10 protein-coding genes are annotated in these 16755 nt (G+C 69.8%); 6 read left to right on the plus strand and 4 right to left on the minus strand.

Annotation, left to right across the window (positions count from 1 at the left end; genetic code table 11):
- Both ABVB68_RS07665 and ABVB68_RS07670 read right to left on the minus strand, forming a co-directional pair.
- Positions 1–201 carry a DUF397 domain-containing protein gene (locus ABVB68_RS07665; protein ID WP_353600119.1) on the minus strand — a complete coding sequence of 67 codons (201 nt, stop codon included), beginning with the start codon at positions 199–201 and terminating at the stop codon, positions 1–3.
- Positions 201–1070 carry a helix-turn-helix domain-containing protein gene (locus ABVB68_RS07670; protein ID WP_353600120.1) on the minus strand — a complete coding sequence of 290 codons (870 nt, stop codon included), beginning with the start codon at positions 1068–1070 and terminating at the stop codon, positions 201–203. Before ABVB68_RS07670 ends, ABVB68_RS07665 begins: the two co-directional genes overlap by 1 nt.
- A 162-nt stretch (positions 1071–1232) precedes the next feature.
- On the opposite strand from ABVB68_RS07670, the gene ABVB68_RS07675 reads away from it, so the two are divergent.
- From ABVB68_RS07675 to ABVB68_RS07685, 3 genes are all read left to right on the plus strand, one after another.
- Positions 1233–1715 carry an ATP-binding protein gene (locus ABVB68_RS07675; protein WP_353600121.1) on the plus strand — a complete coding sequence of 161 codons (483 nt, stop codon included), beginning with the start codon at positions 1233–1235 and terminating at the stop codon, positions 1713–1715.
- A 302-nt stretch (positions 1716–2017) separates the two neighbouring features.
- On the plus strand, positions 2018–2890 hold the full coding sequence (locus tag ABVB68_RS07680; protein ID WP_353600122.1) for a ParA family protein: 873 nt from the start codon (positions 2018–2020) through the stop codon (positions 2888–2890).
- Entirely contained in the window at positions 2887–3438 is a 552-nt protein-coding gene (locus ABVB68_RS07685; protein WP_353600123.1) for a hypothetical protein, read from the plus strand. The genes ABVB68_RS07680 and ABVB68_RS07685 overlap by 4 nt, the downstream gene beginning before the upstream one ends.
- A 26-nt stretch (positions 3439–3464) precedes the next feature.
- On the opposite strand, the gene ABVB68_RS07690 is transcribed toward ABVB68_RS07685, so the two are convergent.
- On the minus strand, positions 3465–4130 hold the full coding sequence (locus tag ABVB68_RS07690; protein WP_353600124.1) for a hypothetical protein: 666 nt from the start codon (positions 4128–4130) through the stop codon (positions 3465–3467).
- 121 nt (positions 4131–4251) lie between these two features.
- On the opposite strand from ABVB68_RS07690, the gene ABVB68_RS07695 reads away from it, so the two are divergent.
- Positions 4252–6396 carry a UvrD-helicase domain-containing protein gene (locus ABVB68_RS07695; RefSeq protein ID WP_353600125.1) on the plus strand — a complete coding sequence of 715 codons (2145 nt, stop codon included), beginning with the start codon at positions 4252–4254 and terminating at the stop codon, positions 6394–6396.
- Between the two features lie 14 nt (positions 6397–6410).
- Here ABVB68_RS07695 and ABVB68_RS07700 read toward each other — a convergent pair whose 3' ends face one another.
- Entirely contained in the window at positions 6411–8096 is a 1686-nt protein-coding gene (locus ABVB68_RS07700) for a sigma-70 family RNA polymerase sigma factor (protein ID WP_353600126.1), read from the minus strand.
- Between the two features lie 130 nt (positions 8097–8226).
- Between ABVB68_RS07700 and ABVB68_RS07705 the strand changes: the two genes are divergently transcribed.
- A complete protein-coding gene (locus ABVB68_RS07705) occupies positions 8227–11262 on the plus strand; it encodes a hypothetical protein (protein ID WP_353600127.1) in 3036 nt (1011 codons plus the stop codon).
- 111 nt (positions 11263–11373) lie between these two features.
- Positions 11374–16074: a DEAD/DEAH box helicase gene (locus ABVB68_RS07710; protein ID WP_353600128.1), complete on the plus strand. Its 4701-nt coding sequence runs from the start codon at positions 11374–11376 to the stop codon at positions 16072–16074.
- Positions 16075–16755: the final 681 nt, after the last annotated feature.

A 16755-nucleotide genomic window follows, 5' to 3' on the forward strand; every position in this document is an offset into this window, starting at 1 on the left:
TCAGATCCGATCCCGCCCGAGGTCTACGACAAACCCGGTCCATGCACTCGGCGTGAACGAGATCTGGGGTCCGCCAAGTTCCTTGGAGTCCCGTACACGGATGGCGGTCCCATCGGTCGCGACCTCGACGCATTCGCCGCCGTCCCCGCCGCTGTGCGTGCTCTTGAACCAGGTGAGCCCGTTGGGCTGTTGGTTGTACATCAGTCTCCCAGCAGCTTCTCGATCAGGGCCGAGGACTCAGCCGGGTTGAGTGCCTGCCCTCGGATGCTTCCATAGCGTGCGGCCAGCATACGGACCTCCTCGGGATCTGTGATCAGCCGGTTGACGCTTTGGAACTCTCCGTACCCGACTTGCGCCTTCCCTCTTGGAGTGAGCAGGATGAACGGCCCTTCCATGCCTGCGTGTCCCTGACACTTCAAAGGGAGCACTTGGATCTCCACATTGCGCAACTGTCCCATCTCCAGCAGGTGCCGCAACTGCTCCCGCTGTACTGCCCGGCCACCGATCTCGCGGAGCAGTACCGACTCCTCGATGAGGGCTGTGACCATGGGCGGAGGCCAGCAGGTCAGGATCTGTTGGCGGTCCAGTCGCGCGGTTACCCGCTGCTCGATGGTCTCCTCGTCCAGGAACGGGCGCCGTGCCGTGAAAACCGTCTGTGCGTATCCTCTTGTCTGCAGGAGCCCAGGCATCGTCAGCGTGCTGTAGAAGCAGATCTCGACCGCCTCCGCCTCCAGCCGCGCATAATCCCGGAACCACTCCGGATGCCGCACCCGCCTCCGTGCCTTCGCCCGCTCCACATCCTCCCCGGCAGCGGCCAGCAGCCCCCCGCACTCCAGCAACCTGTCCACCGCGACCAGCAACTCAGGCTGGGGCGTCCGCCGTCCTCGCTCGACCGAGGAGATCGTCTCCTCCCCGTACCCGATCCGGTCACCCAGTTCCTTCTGACTCAGTCCGGCCCGCTCCCGGGCGACCTTGATCTGCCGGCCGAGGGCCCGGAACAGATCCGCTACCTCGTCCGTGCCGTGGGCCTCGCCGCTCGTGGGAACCCCCGTACCCGGCTGCGCTGTCATGCCGCACCACCACCCCGTTCTGCACTCCGAGGACGAACCGGCGAACCTTCGTCCGCGTCACGGCCCTACGCCCGTACACCACACCGTCAGCACCGGGACAGTCACCCTGCGTACCGACCGGAGTACTCCACACGGTAAGACGCCCCCGTCACCCTCGGTGATGTGAATCAGGAAACCGTCACCGCGCCCGGTGAACCGACCGTCGCCAGCGGCCTCTTCCGCACGCTGTTCCCCACGACCCCGCACGGTGCGCACACCGCACGCCATGCCGCCGAGCGCTGGCTCGCCGCACAGCAGGGACGGCCGGAGACCGTCGCCCTCGACGAGGACAGCGCGGACACGGCCGCCCTCCTCATCGCGGAACTGACGGCGAACGCCGCCCGGCACGGCCGGGTACGGGGAAGGGAGGCGCGTCTGACCCTCACCCTGACACCCGCCACCCTCCGGATCGAGGTCACCGACGCGCGGGGCGACCGTCTGCCCGCACCGCCTCCGGACACCCACACGGACGGCGAGTCCGGCCGCGGCCTGCTCCTCGTCGCGGCTCTCGCGGATGCGTGGGGCTGCGAGCCCCATCACCCGGGCGGCAAGACGGTCTGGGCGGAGTGCACCCGGCGTGAACCCGCGCTCAAAGGGGGCGCGTGAACTCAACCGTGCTCCCACACAAGCGACTTGGGGATTGACGGTGATTGTGAACGGCCTTCACGCTGGAGGGGGTCAAACGTGAAGGCCGTTCACGGGGAGGTGTCATGGAAGGCACGCCCGAGGCGGAGGACCAACTCGTCGGACTGTTCGAAGTGGCGGAGATGGCGGGGGTCGGCCGGACGGTCGTAGCGAATTGGCGCGCCCGTGACAAGCGCTTCCCCGCTCCCGTCGCGGACCTGCGGAGCGGTCCGGTTTTCCGGGCGAGTCAGATTCAGCGCTACTTCAGACGGAGGAAGAAACACATGGCTCCCAAGGCTCATGTCATCTCGACCATCAATCTGAAGGGCGGGGTCGGGAAGACCACGACCACCGCCGGACTCGCGGAGTTCCTCTCCGCGGAGTTCGGCAAGCGGGTCCTGGTCGTCGACCTCGACCCGCAGACCAACCTGACCACGGTCCTGATCGGGGAGAAGAGGTGGGAGGAACTCAACGACGAGGGGCACACCCTGGCGACCCTGTTCACGGATGCCCTCCGGCCCGAAGGTGAACCGGCTCAGTTCTCCCTGGAGAAGACGCTCCAGCGCAACGTCTCGTCGGTGGACGCGGTGACGCAGGTGGACCTTCTGCCTTCGTCCCTGGACCTCATCGACGTCCAGGACCGCCTGGCGTCCATGCCGAGCGGCCGCTTCTACTCCAACAACCCCACCGATCTCCTGCGCAAGGCCGTCCGCAAGATCATTGATGACTACGACTATGTGCTCGTCGACTGCCCTCCCAACCTCGGCATCGTGACGCTGAACGGTCTGCGTATCTCCGAGGGCTACATCATCCCGACCATTCCCGACGTGCTGTCCACCTACGGCATCCCGCAGATCCAGCGGCGGGTCCGGGCCTTCGCGGACAGTCTGGGGGAGAGCATCAACGAGATCGGCATCGTCATCACGAAGTACAAGGCGAACTCGACGGTCCACTGGAACACCGTCAGGGAACTTCAGAAGGACAAGAAGCTCCCTGTCGTGCTGTCGACCTTCATCCCCGAGAAGAACGACATCGCCGGTTCGGCTGAGTTCGTCGGTCGCGGTACCCTGCGGCAGAAGTACGGGTACCAGGGCGGATTCGACGCTTTCCGTGCCATGACGCAGGAGTTCATCGAACTGGTCGAGGAGAACGCGTGACCGAGCAGAGCGACAGCCGGCCCGACGACAGCAGCCCCCTGGAAGCCCAGGTGCGGGAGGCCGAGGAAGCCCTGGCGAAGCTCGGCGCGTCGGACCCGCACCTCGCGGCGACGCTCGCCCGCGTCCTCGCGGTGGTGGCGTCCGAAGCCGCACGCACGTCACGCTTCGCCCGAGCGCTGGGCAAGGCGCTGACGCCTCCCGCCGATCCGCGCACCGCACCCCGTCCGGCCGAACGCCCGAGGCGCAGCCGGCGGGCCCCGGGGGTGATCGACCCCTTCGCGGTGTTCGCCGAGACCGGCGAGACGGGACTCCGCTCGCGCCTGGGTGAGCTCGACCTCGAACAACTGCGGGACATCATCTCCGAACACGGCATGGACCACGACCGGCTCGCGATGAAGTGGAAGGACCCACACCGGGTCATCGACCGCATTGTGGAACGCGTCGAGTCGCGGACCGCCAAGGGAGCCGCTTTCCGGGGACGGCCGGAGCAGCCCGCGCCGCGGCACGAAGAAGCCGCCGGCCCGACGGTTGACGAGCCGGCGGTGTAACGCGAGACGGCCCCCGGCTCACCGCCTCAGCGCTCGTCCAAGCAGGCGCACCACAGGGCATAGGCGCGGTCCATCTCGTCCAGCGCGGCACGGGTGAACCGGGTGTCGCTGAAGGAGCGGTCGACGATCTCGTCCGCGAGGGAGACGAGGTGCGCGGCGACGCGCTGCACTCGTTGCCGGAGCACCCGGTGACGGACCGGAGACAACTGCTCCTCGCGCTCCCACAGGTCGGCGAGGCTGTTGCCCGGTTTCTCCCCGTCGTCGTAGACGGACGGGACCCCGGGCAGCAGATCAGCGGTGAGTACAGGAACGGGGGCGACGCCGCCCTCAGTTCCGTCTCCGCCGTCGTTACCGAGGATGCGGTTGGCGATCGTGCGCACCGCTTCGGACTGTTCGACGCGCGCCGCTTGGGCACGCAACGCACCGAGCAGCGCCGGAATCTCCTGTCGGGCCCGGCGGTTCAAGCTGTCTTCCAGTCCGCCCACGATGTCCGCGCCGAGCTCGGCCGCATCGTCGAGTACGGTGTTGGCCCTGTCGATCTCCTCGAACGCGCGCTGGGCGGTGCGAGCGGCCATGGTGAGCAGAGCGAGGTCCCCCGCACCCGGTGCCGCTCCTGCGCGAAGCCGGGACAGCGCCTCGTCCAGCGGATCGCCGGATGCAGCGAAGAGATCGGCCGACAGTTCCAGAGTCATGCTCCACCCTCATCCTCATGGTGCTCACTTGTCATGCGGCAGCGCAGGAAGCGATCATGACGGACCTCTGTAAACTCAGTCAACGGTCGTGCCGTAGACCGGCGCCAAGAAGGTGGGGAGCATGCCGCAGATCGCGATCACCAACACGTTCTGGGAGGGCGTCGACCGGCTGGACCGGCCGGCCCGCGCCCGCGTCCACAAGGCGATGGCCAAGTTCCAGCAGCTGACGGTGCCGCAGCTGCACGCGGACAAGGGGCTGCACCTGGAGTCGGTGGTCAGCTCCCGCGACCCCCGGATGCGCACGATACGCGTCGACGACGCACTGCGGATCGTGCTGCTGGCGCCCGACGACGGCAGCGACCTCTTCGTGTTCGTGCACGTCGTCCCGCACGACAAGGCCTACTCCTGGGCCAAGCGGCGGCTCTACACGGTCAACACCGTCACCCGCTGCCTGGAGGTGCGTGACCTGACCGCCATGGAGCAGATCACCCCGCTGTTCGCGCAGGAAGCCGCGACCGCGCCGCAACTGCTGTTCGCCCCCTGGTCGGACACCGTGTTGCGGCACCTCGGCATCGACGACGTCACCCTGCGCGCCGCCCGTACCGTCACCAGCAAGGCCCAGCTGGAGGCGTTCGGTTCGCTGATGCCGGAGGACCAGTTCGAGGCGCTGTGGCTGCTTGCCGACGGCCTCGACCCGAACGACATCTACCGCGAGCTGGTCGCCGTACGGCAGAAGGAACCGGCGACCGCGGACGGCCCCGCCAAGGACGACCTGGCCGCCGTCGTCACCCGCACCAGGAGCCGGATAGCGCTCGTCACCGGAGCCGATGAACTCGCCGACATCCTGGCCAAGCCCTTCGCCGCGTGGCGGATCTTTCTCCACCCCACCCAGCGGCGCATCGCCTACCGGCCCGCCTACGCCGGCCCGGCCCAGATCACCGGCGGACCGGGCACCGGCAAGACGGTCGTCGCCCTGCACCGCGTGAAGCACTTGCTGGGCCAGGCCCCGGACACCCGCGTCCTCCTCACCACCTACACCGGCGCCCTGGCTCGCTCCCTGCACAGCAGCCTCGCGCTGCTCCTCGACCACGACGAGGCATTGCTCGCCCGCGTCGACGTCACCACCGTGGACGCCGTCGCCCACCGCGCCGTACGGCAGCTGCGGGGCAATCCCGGCAGCGCACTCGGCGACAAGGAGGAACGGACTCGCTGGCAGCGTTTGGTCCGCCGCCTCGACCTGCCCTGGAACGAGGCATTCCTGTCGCAGGAGTACCGGCATGTCGTCCTCGCTCAGGACGTGCGCCACGAGGAGGAGTACCTCGCGTGCGAGCGGCGCGGACGCGGCAGCGCGCTCGGGCGGGCCCAACGGAGGAGGATCTGGCAGGCCGTCACCCTGTTCGAGGAGGAGCTGGCGCGCACCCGGTCGCACACCTGGCTGCAGGTCTGCGCAGAGGCAGCCCGGCTGCTTCGGGACGAGTCCGGCGCGGGGCCGTCGTACGACCACGTCGTCATCGACGAGGCACAGGACCTGCACCCGGCACAGTGGCGGCTGCTGCGCGCACTGGTCCCGGAGGGCCCCGACGACCTGTTCGTCACCGGCGACCCGCACCAGCGGATCTACGACGCCCGGGTCTCCCTGCGCTCTCTCGGCATCGCCGTCGCGGGCCGCAGCGGACGGCTGCGCGTCAACTACCGCTCGACCGAGGAGATCCTGCGCTGGGCCCGCTCCCTGCTCGACAGCGAACCCGTCGCCGACCTGACCGGCGACGGGTACGACACCCTCACCGGCTACCGCTCTCTTCTGCACGGCGCTCACCCGGTGTGCGAGGGCCACGCGTCGGAGAACGAGGAGGCCGACGCCCTCGTCCGGCAGGTGCGTGGCTGGACGGACGCCGGAGTCGCCCCCTCCGACATCGCGGTCTGTGCCCGCTTCAACACCCTGACGGGCAAGCTCGCCGACCGGCTCACCGCGGCCGGCGTCCCTGTGGTCCGGGTGCGCGACGGCGAACCGGACAGCGCGGTCGGGGTGCGGGTGTCGACCCTGCACAGCATGAAGGGACTGGAGTACCGGTGCGTCGCCGTCGCCGGGGTGAACGCGAGTGCTTTCCCGTTCCCTCCGGCCGTCACCCCACCCGGCGTGGACGCCATCCAGCACGCCACCGACCTCGCAGCCGAACGCTGCCTCCTCTTCGTCGCGTGCACCAGGGCCCGCGAGGCGCTCTACGTGTCGTACAGCGGGCGGGCCAGCGAGTTCCTGCCGGGGTGATGCGGCGACGTGGCTCACTCGTTGATGCCGTAGATCTGGTAAGACCCCGTGAGGTGACGCCGGGGAGCGGCCGCGATCTGATGTCCCTTGTCGACGACCCGGAACCAGTCGTCCTCGATCAGGACGGTGACTGTCTTCCTGCACCACTGTGCGTTGACGGGGATCGTCTGGTGGCCTACCACGATGATCCCGGGTGGATACACTTTCCTGCGTGCACGCAGGACAGCAGACGGCGGCGCTTCGACCGGACGGTTGGCGCGGATCTGGTTCTCGTGAATCTGTCCGCGCAGCTTCGCCAAAGCCTTGGACTCGATCTGACGTACCCGTTCCCGGGTTACGCTCAGGTGCCATCCGATGGCGTCAAGGGTCAACTCAGTCCCGCCGTCGAGTCCGTGCCGAAGAGTCATCACCTGCTGTTCCCGTTGGGTGAGGCAGTTGAGCAGGGTATGCACCTCGTCTGGGGGCATGTCCCGGTAGTACGCCTCGGGTTCGCAGTGCGGCCCGCGGATGCTCCGGTCGGCCTCCTCGTGCAGCGCGTCGTCACCGATGGCGTCGGCCAAGTCCTCCAGCGGAAGCGTCCGGCGCACACGGGACAGCAAGGTCTGCGCCTCGGGCAAAGGGACACCCGCCTGGGCGGCCACTGCCGGAAGGGCGTCCTGCGGGACGGTATGTCCCAAGGTCCGTGCCGCCTTGCTCAAAGCGGCCACCGTATCGTGGGCGTGCACCGGCAGTCGGACGGTGCGGCTCTGGTCGGCCACCGCCCGCTGGATCGCCTGGCGGATCCAGGGCACGGCGTAGGTGGAGAACTTGAAGCCCTTGCGGTGGTCGAACTTGTCTATCGCGTGCAGCAGGCCGATGTTGCCCTCCTGGATCAGATCCAAGAGGTCCAGCCCGCGTCCGGTGTACCAGGTGGCGACGCTCACGACCAGCCGCAGGTTCGCCTGGGTGAAGTCGGTGAAGGCCTGCTCCCCGATCCGCACCAGTTGTTCGAACTCGCGCCGCAGCTTGGGGGCGATCTTGCGGCCGCTCTCGTCCAGTTTCTCCCGCGCCAGCAGCCCTGCCTCGACCGCCTGGGCCAGTTCCGCTTCCTGCTGCCGGGAGAGCAGCGGGAACCCGCCGATCAGCTTGCGGTAGTACTTCAGCGAGTTGAACATGGGTCGGCCGACGGGGGAGTCCTCGAAAGCCTCGTCAGAGGCACGAGAGGCACGGTCTGCCGGCGGCTTCGGTGCCGGTTCGGACGGCACGGGGTCCGGTCGCAGGGTGCGTATTGTCAGCGCGGCCAGATCGAGTCTGCTGTCCGGACCCAGCGCCAGGGTGAACCGCGGCCCCGGGGCCTTCTGCGTCGGTATGGCGGGGAGCCCGGAAGCGAGGTGAGCCGCGTCGGGTGTTCGTGCGGGTGCGGAGCGGTCCGACCCGGACGGCACCTGACCTCCGACCGGTACCCCGAACTGGGCTGCCACAACGGGAGGGACCGTGACCCCCTCCCGTACGACCCGGCTCAGCACCTCGGCGAGCGTGGCCTTGTCCACGCCGACCAGCAGGCACCGCAGGGCAACCAGCGTGAGGACACGTTCCGGACCGGCCGCCGCCAGAAGTCCGGCGTGCAGCGCGGACGGCGTTCCTGCCTCGACATCCGTGGTCATCGACGTGCCCCTCGTGTGCTGAACAGCAGTGGAACAAGCTCTCTGCCATTGGACCATTCGGCACTGACAGCGCGTACAGACGAAGCCGCACTGCGGACCCAGTGTGTCTAAGGCGTGAAGAAATGGTAAAAGTGTAAGCGCCAACTGGCTTGGACTGCAACGAGTACAGTTCGGTCGGGGAGGAAACATGCTGGTGGATCCCGCGCAGTTGCTGGACGACTGCGAACGGGCGTGGCGCGAGGCGGGGGAGCCGTCGCGCCTTGGTGGGACGGACTCCGTCACTCGTCGAACCACTCTCGTCCTGGACGCGCTCGTGGCCTACGTACTGCTCGCGGAGCGGTCCGGTGTGGCGCGCGACGCCGTGTTCACACGCTGGCCCGCGTGCACCGTTCACGGTGTGGCGCTCGGCTCGCAGGGGGACGCCCCCGGCCTCGCGCACCTGCTGTCCGAGGCGCGGGCACGTGTGGTCACGTCCCGGCCCGAACTCGGCCGCCGCAGCGCCGCCCGGAGTCCGTCGACGACCCACGCGGATTGGATCACTGCGGCCCAGGAGGCGGCCCGCTCACTGGGCTGGACCTGGACCCCGCCGACCACCGCGGATCCCGCGAGCATCCCTCCGCCCGAGTCCGCCGCCCAAGGCGCCATGAGCCCTCCGGAACTCCGTCTCGGCCCCGGCGCCGGCAGCGTACTGCTGAGCCTGCCCAGTGCTCCGGATGCAGGCGCATGGCAACTGGCCGCCGACGGCGAGTCGTTCACCACGTCGCCGCCGCACTGGGTCCTGCCCGGCCCCGTGCGCCGCGTCGAGGCCACCGATCCGGTTGGCACCACCCACACCTTGCCCGTGGTGGACCCGGACACGGTTCTGCTGGCTTTCGCCGCCGACGGCCAGTGGATCCCCCTGGACGAGCCGCTGCCCGCCACCCAAGTCTTCCTGCTGCACGTGGGCACTCTGGAGACGGAGGGCCCTCAGGCTGTGGTGGTCGAACTGCCCACCCCCTACGGCTGGAGCGGCTGGACTCTCAGCGAGGTCTCGCTGGCCGGCGTGACCCGGCTCCGTACCTCCGAAGCGGCCCCGGACGAGTGGCGGGAGGTGGCCGTCGGACGGTCGTTCGGCTGGGAAGCGGGCGCGACGCTGCCCTGGCTGACCGGCGAGGACGGAGCGCCGATATGGCACCGACCGCCCGCTCTCCGGCTCCGGCGGAGCCCTGGCGAGTCGGAGGCACGACACTGGCAGGTGGAGGTGCGCCGCCCCGGTCACCAGGAACCGCTGGCCTGCCTCACCGGTGCACCCGGTGCCCTCCTCGACCCCTGGAAGAACGTCCCCGGCCCGCTGCTCGGGCCGTACGAGATCCTTGTCCACCGCACTGACCGTCGGTGGGGCCGGCGGCGTCTCACCGTCTTCCTGGCCGAGGGCGTCGACGCCACGCCCTCGGCCGAGTGGCGCCTGCTCGCCCCGCACGGCGGACTGGCGCCGGCGCGACTGAACCTGCGTACCGGCGGACCGGTCACCGCCTCCCAGAACGTGGTGCCGTTCGCTCCGTACGAGATCAGCAAGGAACTGGTGTTGTACGCCGGGGAACGTGCGTTCCCCGTCCAGGCCCTCGTCCCGCACTCCGAGGTCCGCCTTGAGCTCGACGGCAACCCCCTACCCTGGTCGGTCCGGCCGCTCGACATCGACGCGGCCGACCTGGCCCGGGACAGTGCCCTGACCGTGCGGCTGCCCGAACAGGCGGTGGCCGTCACGCCCAAACTCGCGCTCGTCGTCGAGGGCACGACCCTGATGAGCCTGCGGCCGGAACGCCGTACCCGGACCCGTAAGGGCGACCTGCGCTACTCCCTGGCCGCCCTGACGGACACCGTCCGCGACTGCGCCAAGGCCGAGCTGCGGCTGCTGGTCGCGGGGCAGGACGTCCACGTCGGTACCGTCCGTACCCAGTCCATCGCCGAGGACGTCGTACCGGACGGCACCGGACTGCTGTTGCGCGGACTACGCCACCCTGGTGAGCTGACCGCCCTGCTCTACAGGGTCCTCGCCCCATGGGAACAGCCGCTGAGCGTGCCGGTCGACGGCAGCGGCCGTATCCCGCTCCCCGCCGCCTGGCGGTCGGCCGGTCCGCTCATCATCAGCCTGTGCACCGGGCCGCACACGGCCGAATACGCGCCCTCCTGGCCCCGCCTGCGCGACCGCGATACCCTGGTGCTGCGCCGTTCCCCCCGGACAAACTCGGTCACCGACCGTACCCCCGCAACCCGAACCACGGAGTACCTGGGCGGACGGGGAACGCTGCCGCGCGGCACCGATGCCATCCCGTACCAGTGGATCGTGGCCGCACGCGGGAAAGACCTGCAGGCCTGCGGGGCGAAGGAGACCGCACCGGCCGAGTGTCTGCAGGCGCTCGGCGACGCCGGACCGGACGCCCTCCTGAGGGCGGTCGACGGCTCCCTGCGCTCCGGCGAACTGGCCGCCGTACTGGTGGGCAGCGGCCTGGCCGCCCTGCGCATCCGGGAGGTGACGGATCCCGCCGCCGTACGTCCCGCCTGGCGGCGGGCGCCCCTGTGCGCGCTGCTGCTCACGGCGCCGCTGCTGCCGTACCTGTCCGGGAAGCCTGTCTACGACACAGACGAGTTGTATCCGGCGGAAGTGGAACTCCTGGACGAGGTGGATCAGTTCCTGGGCAGTGCTGGCACGGCGATCCTGGCCGGGCACGAAGATCCCAGCCGCACGGTCGGCCGGTTCGACGCCCACGTCCGCGTTCTGGACGAACTCCCCGAAATCCAGCAGCAGGCCATGTGGCGCACGGCTGGTGTCGTGCCGCGCGGACTCCTCGATACCGACACCCGTGCCGCAGCCGCCTGGCAGGCGTTCCGTGACCGGCGCACCCTGCAGTACTACGCCGTGCGCGGTGAGTGCGAGGACTGGCTGGAGGCCGTGGAGAACTTCCTCGACGACGGACACGACTGTCTGGCACGGGCGTTCCGCGACCGGGCGCCTGGTCCGCTGCGTGGTCCGGGGGAGGCTTGGATGCGGGTGCCACACTTCTCGCTGGGCTGTGCGCTGATCGCCCGGCTTGCCGCAGCGGGAGATCTGCGGGCCGTCAAACTGGAGCGGGGACTGCGGCCGTTGTGGACCTCTGTGGCCGCCCACGCGCCCGACCTCACCGCCGTCGACCTCGCACTCGCGGAATGCCTGGTCACTTCCGAGACCGTGCGGGCCACCGGCTGAGCACGGCCGGACACGGCCGATCCGTCCCGCCCGGACGAGAGCCGTCCTGGCTTTCGGCTCTCGTTCCCCGCCCGAACACCGTCCCGCCCGCCGCCGACCCGGAGTCAGCCCGTGCACAGCCTCGACCCGCTCGCCACGTCCACACTGATCAGCGAAACCTACCGCCGCTACCTGCGTTCCCTGCTGCCCCTGCGCGAACCACGCCTGGCCGAGGCCCTTGCCCACGTCATCGACACCAGCCCGCTGCTCACCAAGGGACCTCTGCTGGAGGCCACCCCTGCCTACGCGCCGGGCGCCACCCTCGCCGAGCTCGTCGACGAGGGCGTACTGGATCCCGCGTTCCGGCAGCTGACGGGGCCCGCTCTGCCCGCCGACCGGCCCCTGTACCGGCACCAGGAGCAAGCACTGCGCAAGGCCGTGGCCGGACGCAACCTGGTCGTCGCCACCGGCACGGGTTCCGGCAAGACCGAAAGCTTCCTGCTGCCCATCCTCAACGCGCTCGCCGCCGAACACGCCCGCGGCACTCTCGGCCCCGGTGTCCGGGCCCTGCTGCTGTACCCGATGAACGCGCTGGCCAACGACCAGATGAAGCGTCTGCGCCGACTGCTCGCCAAATCCCCCCACATCACCTTCGGCCGCTACACCGGCGACACCAAGGACGACCCCCGCCGAGCCTCCGACACCTTCGAACAGCTCAACCCCGGTGAGCCGCGCCTGCCCAACGAACTCCTCAGCCGCCGCGAAATGCGCGCCGCGCCGCCCCACATCCTGCTCACCAACTACGCCATGCTGGAGTACCTGCTGCTCCGCCCCCAGGACATGGACCTCTTCGAGGGGGAGCACGCGGGTGGCTGGAAGTTCATCGTCGTCGACGAGGCCCACGTCTACGACGGAGCACGCGGCGCCGAACTGGCCATGCTGCTGCGCCGACTGAAAGACCGGGTGGGCCAGGGCCGCGCCGACGTCCAGGCCATCGCCACCAGCGCCACCGTCGGGGCCGAGGAGAACCCCGCCGCCGTCACCGCCTTCGCCCAGGCACTCTTCGACGTCCCCTTCCACTGGGACGCCGACGACCCAGCCGCACAGGACCTCGTCACCGCCACCCGGGTGCCCGCACCCCCCGGCCCTCACTGGGGGCCGCTGCCGGCCACCGAGTACCTGCGCCTCGCCGCCGCGGCCGACCCCGGCCCCGAGATCGTGTCGGCCGCACGCATGCACGGACTGCCCGCCACCACCACCCCGGCCGCGGCCCTCGCCGCCGAAGCCGGCACCGCCGCCCTGCGCCGAGCCCTCGCCGAAGGGCCCCGGCCCGTGCGCGACATCGCCCGCACCGTCTTCCCGGGCGACCCGGTTGGACCCGCCGCAGTCACCGCGCTCATCCAGCTCGCGAGTCACGTGACCGACACCGACGGCGCTCCGGTGCTCTCGGCCCGCTACCACCTCTTCGCACGCGCCACCGAAGGCGCCTTCACCTGCCTCGCCCCGGCAGGGCCCCATCTCGATCTGGCCCGCCACGAGGTCTGCCCGCACTGCGCACGACCCTCCTTCGAGCTGGGCGCCTGCCGCCGCTGCGGTGCCGTCCACCTGCACGGCACCCTCGACGGCCCCGGTGCCAAGTCCCGCCTCGTACACCGCAAGTCCCCAGAGAAACCCCACACCTGGCTCCTCCTGGACGGGGACGACTCCGGTGCCGGCGTCGACGAGGACGACGAGACCCTCGGCGAGAGCGCCACGGGCGGACTCAGCGAACGCACACTGTGCACCCGCTGCGCCACCGTGCACCCCGCCGGGACCGTCACCTGCACAGCGGACGACTGTCAGGGAACCGAGCTGCGCCGTGTCCATCGCCTCGACACTCACGAGGGGTCGCCGGCCTCCTGCCTCTCCTGCGGCGCCCGCGGCCACGGCATGATCCGGCTCTTCGAGACGGGCAACGAAGCCGCCGCCTCCGTCCTCGGCACCGCCCTCTACCAGGCGCTGCCCCCGGCGACCGACGGGCCCGCCGCAGCGCTGCCGGGACGAGGCCGCAAGCTTCTGTTCTTCAGCGACAGCCGCCAAGCCGCCGCCTACTTCGCCCCCTACCTGGAGGACTCCTACGGCCGCATCCAGCACCGGCGCCTGATGGCCGAGGCCGCCCAGAAGGGCTGTACCGACCCCGACGAGCCGCTGCACATCGACGACCTCGTCGCCCACACCATCCGCGCCGCCGACCGCGCCGGGGTCTTCCGCCGCAACCACTCGCGCCAGGCCAAGCAGCGCGAGGTCGCACTGTGGGTCATGCAGGAAGTGCTCAGCATCGACGACCGCCAGTCACTCGAAGGCCTCGGGCTGCTCCGGGTCGACCTCGACCGCGAACCGTTCTGGCAGCCGCCCACCGTCCTCAGCGCCCTCGGCCTGACCGACGACGAGACGTGGTGGCTGATGCAGGAACTCCTGCGCAGCGTACGCAACCAGGGCGCCCTGACCATGCCCGAGGATGTCGACGCCGGCGACGAGGCCTTCGCCCCGCGCCGGGGACCCGTCTGGGTCCGCTCCAAGGGATCCGACGCCAAGCGCAAGGTGATCAGCTGGCTGCCCAGTGCGGCGGGCGTCTCCAACCGGCGCGTCGACTACCTGGAACGCGTGCTCGGCGCCCTCGGGTACCAGGGCGACCGGCGCGGGGCCGCACTGGAGATCCTGGGCCGGCTGTGGACCGACCTGACCACGGGGCCCCTTGCCGACTGGCTGCCGGGGGAGAACCAGGCGGGCATCGGAGCCGTCCGCCGACTCGACCACGCCTGGCTGCGCCTGCGGCCCGTCACCGAGGACAGCGAGCCGCTCCACGCCTGCGACCGTTGCCGCCGCGTGGTCGCCGTGTCCGTACGGGGGGTCTGCCCGACGCTGCGCTGCACCGGCCGCCTCGAAGAGTACAAGCCTGCCACCGAGACGGACGGCCACCTCCGCCACCTCTACCGCACCTTCGACCCCGTTCCACTGCGCGCCCAGGAACACACGGCACAGTGGACCGGCGAGAAGGCCGCCGAGATCCAGGGTGAGTTCGTCCGTGGACAGGTCAACGCCTTGTCATGCTCAACCACTTTCGAACTCGGCGTCGACGTGGGCGAGCTGCAGGCCGTCGTTCTGCGCAACATGCCGCCTTCCACGGCCAACTACGTCCAGCGGGCCGGCCGCGCCGGCCGTCGCGCGGACGCCGCCGCGCTCGTCCTCACCTACGCCCAGCGACGCCCCCACGACCTCGCACAGTTCGCGGAACCCCAGCGGATGATCGCTGGAGAGGTCCGGGCGCCGATCGTGCCCGTGGACAACGTCCGGATCGACCGTCGCCATGCCCACTCGATCGCCCTCGCCGCGTTCTTCCGCGCCATGAAGGAGGAGCGGGGTCGCATTTGGCGTACGGCGGGGGAGTTCTTCCTCTCGGACGACACCACCGGCGAGACCGCGGCACACCTGGTGCACGACTGGCTCACGCCTGTCCCCGAGAGCGTGGCGGCCTCGATGCGCCGGGTGCTTCCTGCGAGCGTCCAGACTGAGATCGATGTGGAGTCGGGCTCCTGGGTCGGCGAACTGGACCGATTGCTGCGGGCCGCGGCCCAGATCCTCGCCCAGGACGTCACCGCGTACAGCGAACGACGTGACCAGGCGGTGAACGCCCGCAAGTACGGGCTGGCGGAGACATACCAGAGGGTCATCCGCAACCTGACGCAGCGGGAGCTTCTCGGAGTCCTGGCCAATCGCAACGTCCTGCCCAAGTACGGCTTCCCGGTGGATACCGTCGAACTGCGCATCCCACAGGACAGCGGCGGCGTGTCAGGCCAGCTCGAACTCACCCGCGACCTCAGCGCCGCCGTCCACGAGTACGCGCCAGGAGCCGAGATCGTGGCGGGCGGCCGACTGTGGGAATCCGCTGGCGTCTACCGCCTGCCCGACCGGGAACTGGTCAGCCGCCATTACACCGTGTGCGGCACCTGCGGCCGCTACCGTGAGGCAACCGAGCCCGTCGCCCCCACCTGTAACGCCTGCGGCACGCTCTCCACGTCCGCGCCGCGCCGGTACGTCGAGCCGGTCTACGGCTTCGTCGCCGCACGCAGGCCCCAGCGCCGCCCCGGGCAGACACCGCCGCGCCGCTCCTGGTATGGCGACGTCCATATGTCCACCGACACCGCGGACGTCCACGAAGGGACCACCGTCTTCAGCTCCGGTCACACCGCGGACTGGTCGGCGGGAGCGCGTGGCGAGATGGTCGTCGTGTCGGAGGGGCCGGGCGGCGCCGGGTACGAGATCTGCGACTGGTGCGGCTGGGGCCGTCCCCACGTACGAACGGCGTCCCGACGGGCGGAACACCCTCATTTGCTGAAGGAAGCGCAGTGCACCGGCCCGCTCCGGGTCGTCTCCCTCGCACACCGGTACCAGACGGACTTCCTCCAGATCCATCTCGATCTGTACACAGCCCTCAACGCCCCGCCGCAAAGCCTGCGTTCCGGCCTCTACGCGCTGCTAGAAGGCGCGGCCACCCACCTGGAGATCAGCCGGGACGACATCGACGGCACGGTCCACACGGGAACCGACGGGATGCCGTCACTGCTCCTCTTCGACACCACACCAGGCGGCGCAGGCAATACGATCCGTATCGGCGAGCATCTCGAAGCGGTTGTCGAGGCCGCACTCGCACGGGTAGGCGCATGCGAGTGCGGCCTGGAGAGCAGCTGCTACGCATGCCTACGGACCTTCCGCAACGAGCGCTTCCATGAGCTGTTGAGCCGCAGTGCGGCCGTCGCGCTACTCAATTCCTTGGCTGGCAGAAGCACAAGCTGATGGTAGGCAGAGCTATACCTCCCGCACCCACGGCAGCCTGTGCCCCGACGTCCGGAGGAGGTCGAGCGGCACTGCCGATTGGCCGCCGCCGCCCTTCGCACGGTGGTGGCGCGCCCTGGCCTGGCGATGCCGAGGTCGCGGCGCTCGTCACCTGGCTGCGGGAGGGCGAGCGGGAAGTCGCCGCGATGTCGAACCGCCGCGAGGTGGCCGTTCGATGGCAGAGCGGTTGCGAGTGTGGCATCCGGGGACCGGGTTGATCGACTTCGATTACGAAGTACCTCTCAGCCCGGCCGACGACCAGCGGCTGCTGATCTTTGCGCCCGGCACGCCCAGCGCAGTGGCCCTCGACCTGCTACGTGTCGTCGGGCCCGAGACAGCACACCGCCGTCGCCGATGATCAGGACCTGAGGGCCCGCCCAGGGGTCTCACATATGAAGAGCATAACGACGGTGTGCGCCACGACCGCCCTCGAAGGTCAAGTCCCGAGTGGACGTCCCCAGGCCGCCGCGCGAGCCAGGTCTCCTGCAGTGCAGTGGTACGGCGTCGACGTAGGCATACACAGAGCCAGGCATTCAACGTCGACTCGAATGCAAGGCGCGCGGAAACCCCGGGCGCGCAGGCGCAAGCGACTGGCGCGCGGTCACAAAAGTCAGCAAACGGTCAGCGTGAGTCTTCAAACAT

Origin of the sequence: Streptomyces sp. NPDC096012, from assembly GCF_040426375.1 — a bacterium.
In the GTDB taxonomy this organism is placed as follows: domain Bacteria; phylum Actinomycetota; class Actinomycetes; order Streptomycetales; family Streptomycetaceae; genus Streptomyces.

Bases quoted from the DNA above. Each gene is read 5' to 3' on its own strand.
- ABVB68_RS07665 (WP_353600119.1), bottom strand. From the start codon at position 201: ATGTACAACCAACAGCCCAACGGGCTCACCTGGTTCAAGAGCACGCAC.
- ABVB68_RS07670 (WP_353600120.1), bottom strand. From the start codon at position 1,070: ATGACAGCGCAGCCGGGTACGGGGGTTCCCACGAGCGGCGAGGCCCAC.
- ABVB68_RS07680 (WP_353600122.1), top strand. From the start codon at position 2,018: ATGGCTCCCAAGGCTCATGTCATCTCGACCATCAATCTGAAGGGCGGG.
- ABVB68_RS07690 (WP_353600124.1), bottom strand. From the start codon at position 4,130: ATGACTCTGGAACTGTCGGCCGATCTCTTCGCTGCATCCGGCGATCCG.
- ABVB68_RS07695 (WP_353600125.1), top strand. From the start codon at position 4,252: ATGCCGCAGATCGCGATCACCAACACGTTCTGGGAGGGCGTCGACCGG.
- ABVB68_RS07700 (WP_353600126.1), bottom strand. From the start codon at position 8,096: ATGGTCCAATGGCAGAGAGCTTGTTCCACTGCTGTTCAGCACACGAGG.
- ABVB68_RS07705 (WP_353600127.1), top strand. From the start codon at position 8,227: ATGCTGGTGGATCCCGCGCAGTTGCTGGACGACTGCGAACGGGCGTGG.